Source organism: Mesorhizobium sp. M7A.F.Ca.US.006.04.2.1 (assembly GCF_004022915.1).
GTDB classification, from domain to species: Bacteria; Pseudomonadota; Alphaproteobacteria; order Rhizobiales; family Rhizobiaceae; genus Mesorhizobium; species Mesorhizobium ciceri.
This window is the reverse complement of record NZ_RZQA01000393.1, coordinates 1-5,785: the sequence shown is the minus strand read 5'-3', so window position 1 is coordinate 5,785 and position 5,785 is coordinate 1. Positions and strand designations below refer to the sequence as shown.

Genomic DNA, 5,785 nt, shown 5'->3' with positions numbered 1-5,785 from the left:
GTTGTTGACCGGCGCCGACGCCGCCTGTGTCAGCCGGCGGTAGGAATTGACATAGGGCGCGAACATCACCAGCGCGTTCGGCACATGCTTCTGCATGCCGCCGATAAAGTGGAAAAAATCGTCGGTTTCCGAGCCGTCAGCGGCCGAAAAGATGTTCTGTCCGGTCTTCTTGTCGATGATCGACTGATGGATGTGCATGGCGGAGCCGGGTTGCCCCTGGATCGGCTTGGCCATGAAGGTGGCGTAGATCTCGTGCTTCAGCGCCGCCTCGCGAATGGTGCGCTTGAACATGAACACCTGGTCGGCCAGTTCGATCGGGTCGCCATGGCGTAGATTGATCTCCAACTGGCCGGCACCTTCCTCGTGGATCAGCGTATCGATCTCCAGGCCCTGGCTTTCGGAGAAATGATAGATGTCGTCGATCAGTTCGTCGAATTCGTTGACGCCGGCGATCGAATAGCCGGCGCCGCCGCCGATCGCGCGTCCCGACCGGCCAACCGGCGGGGTCAGCGGATAGTCCGGGTCGGGATTCTTGCGCACCAGGTAGAACTCGATCTCGGGCGCCACCACTGGCTTCAGGCCGAGCTTGTCATAGGCGGCCACCACACGCTTCAACACGTTGCGCGGCGTGAACTCGACCGAGCGTCCGTCTTGGTGGACGAGGTCGCAGATGACCGCGGCCGTCGGGTCTTCTTCCCAGGGCACCACCGTCAGCGTCGACAGGTCGGGCATCAGTTTGAGGTCGCCGTCGTCTTCGGGGTAGTGGAAGCCGTTGCCATCCTCGGGGTAGCCGCCGGATATCGTCGTCATGAAGACTGCCGACGGCAGCGCCAGCGAGGTGTTGGAGGTGAATTTCTTCGATGGCATCATCTTGCCACGCGCGACGCCTGCCTGATCGGGCGTGATGCACTCGATGTCCTCGATGCCGCGCCATTCCAGCCAGGCGCTGACTTCCTTCCAGTTCTTGACGCCTCGTTGGTTTTTCACGAAGGCAGGCGTGCGGGCGCGTCCTCCGCGGCTCGACGGACGGACTTCCTTTTTTGCAGGCGGCATCATTCACCAGATTGGGTTGCGGATTGTGGAGTATAGCCGTGCCCTCCTATGGAAGGGAAGGGGAGCCGCGTCGGGCATTGCCCGGTGCGGTTGAAAATCACGCCAATCGGCTTAGTTTCGGCCGTCCCAATTCCAATCGAGGCGTTCAATGCGGCGCAATGACAAACTGACGACGATCGGCTTCGACGCCGACGACACGTTGTGGCAGAACGAGCAGTTCTTCCGGCTGACGGAAAAGCGCTTTGCCGCCATGCTCGTCGACCATGGCGAAGCGGAGCACATCTCGGCACGATTGCTGGAGGCCGAAAGGCGCAACCTCGCTGTCTATGGCTTCGGCATCAAGGGATTTACCCTGTCGATGATCGAGACGGCGATCGAGGTCACGCAAGGCCGCGTGCCGGGCTCGGTCATAGCGGAGATTCTCGATGCCGGCCGCGAGATGCTGAGCCATCCGATCGAGGCCTTGCCGCACGCCCGCGAGACGGTCGAAAAGCTTGCCGGCGCATTCCGCCTCGTGCTGATCACCAAGGGCGACCTCTTCGACCAGGAGCGCAAGCTGGCTGGCTCAGGCCTTGGCGATCTGTTCGACGCGGTCGAGATCGTCAGCGACAAGAATGCCGCCACCTATAGCAGGCTCTTCAACCGCCACGGCGATGGTCCGGCGAAAAGCATGATGGTCGGCAACTCGCTGAAGTCGGATGTGGTGCCGGCCATCGAGGCCGGCGGGTGGGGTGTTCATGTGCCGCATGAACTGACCTGGGTGCTGGAGCATGTCGAAGCGCCGGTAACCGAATCGAGGTTCCGCCAGATATCCGATCTCGGACAACTGCCCGGACTGATCGAAAGCATCATCGATCCCTGATCGCCGGGCGATCCGTGGTCGCCCGGCCTTACCTGGTTTCGATTCCGGACGGAAAAACCGCTATACACTTTCCCGCAATTGCCTCAGCGGCCGATCAGGCGATCGATCACCGGTTGCAACCGTTCGGGCGTGATCGGCTTGGCGATCACCACGTCGATGACACCAGACAGGCCCAGGCTTTCCGTGGTGCCATTCTTGGTTGACAGCAGGATTACCGGTGGCAGCGATTTGCCCGAGGCGCGGCGCAACGCGTCGATGCTGGACATCAGATTGTCGCAGTCCTTGTTGTCGGCGCCGCCGTCAAGGACAACCGCGCCGGGAATGAGCGACCGCAAGATCCTTGCCGCCGTGTCGGGAGATTCCGAAATCGGCTTGAGCCCGGATCGCTCGACGATCTTTGAAATCACCACGCGATTGATTGGCGACCTGCCGACGACAAGCACCTGCGACGGATCACGGATCGCCTCGGCGGTTGAGCCGCGGGTCACCAGATTCGGATGTCTTGGAGTCTCGCCTTCGCGATTCACCGGGCACACAAGTCAGCCAAGAAGCTCGCCCCTATTTCAATGCAGAGTTGAATCCGGAGCGCAATTGGCGTGAGATCGCAGCCTATGTCAAGTTGAAATAAAAGTGCCCGAAATCATCGCCGGGACAGTGAATTTCAAGCAACGCTACTGTACTCGACTGTCCACACGTGCATTTCATAAAAAGAAAATTCACCTGCGCAGGGGCTGCGCAGGTGAAGGGTCGGTTGCATGAATTTCAGTCAGCCGTGGCTCTGCTGCGTGACGATCACCGGGATCAGCAGATCGCCCCAGTTGCCGTCGCCGCCGTGATGTCGTGCCGAGCGCACGAGTTCCACCGAGACGCCCGCCTCGACCGCCTTCATAACCGACTGGTTGAGGCGGTGCAGGTCGTTGGCCAGCATGCGGATCGTCGCCTGCTGGTCGACGCTCATCGTTGTCGACTGTTCCTCGGCGCGTTCCTTGACGCGGCTTATCGATGCCATTGGTTTTCTCCTTGTGTCCCAAGCCCTGTCGGGCGTTTCCTCTGAGTTTTTCTGTTCGCTATTCGGCGGCCGGTTTGAACTGCGCGTGCTCCGTCGATTCATGCATGGCGGTGGTCGACGACTGGCCGCCGGTGATCGCCATCGACACGGCGTCGAAATAGCCGGTGCCGACCTCGCGCTGATGCTTGGTCGCGGTGTAGCCATCGGCCTCGGCCGCGAACTCCGCTTCCTGCAACTCGGAATAGGCCGCCATCTGCCGCGCCTTGTAGCCGCGCGCCAATTCGAACATGCCGTAGTTGAGCTGGTGAAAGCCGGCGAGCGTGATGAACTGGAACTTGTAGCCCATGGCGCCGAGCTCCTTCTGGAACTTGGCAATCGTCGCGTCGTCGAGGTTCTTCTTCCAGTTGAACGACGGCGAGCAATTGTAGGCGAGCAGCTTGTCGGGATGGTGCTTGCGCACGCCGTCGGCGAATTTCCTGGCCTGCGCCAGGTCGGGTTTCGAGGTCTCGCACCAGATCAGATCCGCGTAAGGCGCATAGGCGATGGCGCGGGCAATGCAGGGCTCGATGCCGTTCCTGACATGATAGAAACCTTCAACCGTGCGCCCGGCGTCGTAGTCGACGAAAGGCTGGTCGCGCTCGTCGATGTCGGAGGTGAGCAGCTTGGCGGCTTCCGCATCGGTGCGCGCGACGACCAGGGTCGGCGTGCCCATCACGTCCGCCGCCAGGCGCGCGGCGTTGAGGTTGCGAATGTGCGCCGCAGTCGGGATCAGCACCTTGCCGCCGAGATGGCCGCATTTCTTTTCCGACGCCAACTGGTCCTCATAGTGGACGCCGGCGGCGCCCGCCTCGATGAAGGCCTTCATGATTTCGAAGGCGTTGAGCGGCCCGCCGAAGCCAGCTTCGGCGTCGGCAACGATCGGCGCGAACCAGGTTTCGACCGAAAGCCCATTGCCTTCGGAGGTCTCGATCTGGTCGGCGCGCTGCAGCGTCCGGTTGATGCGCTTGACCAGTTCAGGCGCCGCATTGGCCGGGTAGAGCGACTGATCCGGATACATCGCGCCAGCCGTGTTGGCGTCGGCGGCAACCTGCCAGCCCGACAGGTAGATCGCCTTCAGCCCGGCGCGCACCTGCTGCATCGCCTGATTGCCGGACATGGCGCCGAGCGCGTTGACGAAGTCCTCCTCGTGGATGAGCTTCCACAGCCGATTGGCGCCCATTTCGGCAAGGCTCTGGCGGATCTGCACCGAACCGCGCAGACGCTTCACATCCGCCGCCGAGTAGGGTCGTTCGATACCGTCGAAGCGACCTTCCGGCGCCGATGGGACGAGGTTGTAAAAATCAGTCATTGGTCACTCCGAGGAATTGCTGATCTGTGTCAAGGCGTCAATCATTTGAGGGTAGTTGGGTATGACTGGATTTACATTTCTGCGCGAAATCAGCCACAAAAATCAGGTAAACTGAGAGGATATAAGAGAAAACCTGTGTTGCGTTTGACAGAAGTGCGTTGTAAATTTGTCATTATTGTAAAAGGCCCGTGCCCAGGAATTCGTGTAAATTGCTGTAAAGGACAGTCCATGGCTGACCAGAAGATCTTCGCCGGGCCGCGCATCCGCCGCATTCGCAACGCCAAGGGCCTGACCCAGACGGCGATGGCCGAGGGTCTCGGCATTTCGCCGTCCTACCTCAATCTGATCGAGCGCAACCAGCGGCCGCTGACGGTGCAGCTGATCCTCAGGCTGGCCTCCGTCTACAAGGTCGATCCACACGAGCTGCAGGGCGAGGCGAGGGGATCTGTCGCTGCCTTGAAGGAAGTGTTCACCGACCCCCTGCTGGTCGGCGAGTTGCCGGGTGATCAGGAACTGATCGAGCTTGCCGAGGCGGCGCCCAATGCGTCCGCGGCCGTGATAAAGCTGTTCCGCGCCTATCGCGAGCAGGCCGAGCGCCTGTCCGACCTCAACGAATTGCTGGCACGCGAGGGTCGGGCGACGGCGCTTTCCGGCGCCCGCCTGCCGATCGACGAGGTGCACGAGATTTTCGAGCGCCGGCCGAACCATTTCGCTGCCCTCGAGGAGGAGGCCGCGGCGTTCACCTCGGTGCTCGATCCCGGCGACGATCTGTTCGGCGCGCTGAAGGCCTGGCTGAAGCGCGAATATGGCATCGTGGTCAAGGTGCTGCCGGTCGCGACCATGCCGAACTGGCGCCGCCGTTATGATCGTCATTCGCAGCGCCTGTTCCTGTCCGAACGCCTGTCGCCGTTCGACCAGTTGCGCGAAGTCGCGATGGAGGCCTGCCTGATCCGCATGACGGTCGCGGTCGCCGGCGAGATCCAGGCGCTCAAGCTGAGCACCGACGAGGCGCGCCGCCTGGCCCGCTTCGAACTTGGCCGTTATGCGGCGCATGCGCTGATGATGCCCTATCAGGCCTTTCACGCGGCTGCCGTGCGCGCCCGCTATGACATCGATGTCCTGCGTTCGCGCTTCGGGGTCTCCTTCGAACAGGCGGCCAACCGGCTGACCATGCTGCAGCGGCAGGGTGCCTCGGGCGTGCCGTTTTTCATGCTGGAGGTCGACAATGCCGGCAACCGCTTCCGCAAGGCCGGCAGCCAGGGCTTTCCTCAAAGCCGCTTTGGCGGCGGCTGTCCCAAGCTGCCCGTGCATGTCGCCTTCACCCAGCCCGGCCAGGTCTTCGTCGAGGCAGTGGAAATGCCCGACGGCGCCGAGTTCCTGTGCATCGCCCGCACGCTGGAAGGGCCGCAAGGCGCATTCTCGGAACGCCCGCGCCGCACCGCGCTGCTGCTCGGTTGCGACATCGGCTTTCGTGACGATATCGTCTATGGCGCGGCATTGCCCGGTGCGGCAA

Annotated in this window: 6 protein-coding genes; 2 read left to right on the top strand and 4 right to left on the bottom strand. The window is 62.0% G+C overall.

Annotation, left to right across the window (positions count from 1 at the left end):
- The coding region (locus EN925_RS20450) for a glutamine synthetase family protein (protein WP_164894299.1) at positions 1-1,056 on the bottom strand (1,056 nt) is incomplete at its 3' end.
- Between the two features lie 145 nt (positions 1,057-1,201).
- Here EN925_RS20450 and EN925_RS20445 point away from each other — a divergent pair.
- Positions 1,202-1,915 carry an HAD family hydrolase gene (locus EN925_RS20445; RefSeq protein ID WP_063170071.1) on the top strand — a complete coding sequence of 238 codons (714 nt, stop codon included), beginning with the start codon at positions 1,202-1,204 and terminating at the stop codon, positions 1,913-1,915.
- 83 nt (positions 1,916-1,998) lie between these two features.
- On the opposite strand, the gene EN925_RS20440 is transcribed toward EN925_RS20445, so the two are convergent.
- The 3 genes from EN925_RS20440 to aceA all read right to left on the bottom strand — a co-directional run bounded on the left by EN925_RS20440 (position 1,999) and on the right by aceA (position 4,272).
- Positions 1,999-2,403 carry a response regulator gene (locus EN925_RS20440; protein WP_244506851.1) on the bottom strand — a complete coding sequence of 135 codons (405 nt, stop codon included), beginning with the start codon at positions 2,401-2,403 and terminating at the stop codon, positions 1,999-2,001.
- 278 nt (positions 2,404-2,681) lie between these two features.
- Complete coding sequence (locus EN925_RS20435; protein WP_006202762.1) at positions 2,682-2,924, bottom strand: hypothetical protein; 243 nt, start codon at positions 2,922-2,924, stop codon at positions 2,682-2,684.
- 58 nt (positions 2,925-2,982) lie between these two features.
- Positions 2,983-4,272: an isocitrate lyase gene (aceA, locus tag EN925_RS20430; RefSeq protein ID WP_024505756.1), complete on the bottom strand. Its 1,290-nt coding sequence runs from the start codon at positions 4,270-4,272 to the stop codon at positions 2,983-2,985.
- 228 nt (positions 4,273-4,500) lie between these two features.
- Between aceA and EN925_RS20425 the strand changes: the two genes are divergently transcribed.
- On the top strand, positions 4,501-5,785 hold a 1,285-nt coding region (locus tag EN925_RS20425; protein ID WP_164894298.1), incomplete at its 3' end, for a helix-turn-helix transcriptional regulator.

What these genes read in the sequence shown, in the direction of transcription:
- EN925_RS20445 (WP_063170071.1), top strand. Translation starts at nt 1,202, where the DNA reads ATGCGGCGCAATGACAAACTGACGACGATCGGCTTCGACGCCGACGAC.
- EN925_RS20435 (WP_006202762.1), bottom strand. Translation starts at nt 2,924, where the DNA reads ATGGCATCGATAAGCCGCGTCAAGGAACGCGCCGAGGAACAGTCGACA.
- aceA (WP_024505756.1), bottom strand. Translation starts at nt 4,272, where the DNA reads ATGACTGATTTTTACAACCTCGTCCCATCGGCGCCGGAAGGTCGCTTC.